The organism is Lysinibacillus sp. RU7, from assembly GCF_057837305.1.
This window is the reverse complement of sequence record NZ_JBYQFK010000184.1, coordinates 1-258: the sequence shown is the minus strand read 5'-3', so window position 1 is coordinate 258 and position 258 is coordinate 1. Positions and strand designations below refer to the sequence as shown.

1 pseudogene is annotated in these 258 nt (G+C 68.6%); it reads right to left on the bottom strand.

The annotated features are described in order from the left end of the window. Positions 1-258 (bottom strand): annotated as a pseudogene (locus tag AC3II9_RS22030) (serine O-acetyltransferase); the annotation flags it as partial.

The window sequence follows — 258 nt, the reverse complement described above, 5'->3', positions numbered from 1 at the left end:
CGAGTTGGCGGCGCAGCGTATCGAGTTCACAGCGCAGCTTTTCGACCTTCTGGGTCTGCGGATCGAACAGCTCGGAACAGGGCGTTCCATAGGGCACGAAGCGCTTTTCGGGCGCCGCGCCGCCCTCGACCATGGTCGGGCGCGCCGGGATGCCGACCATCACCGCACCTTCGGGCACATCGCGAGTCACCACGGCATTGGCGCCGACCCGCGCGCGCGGTCCGACCGTGATCGGGCCGAGAACCTGTGCGCCCGATC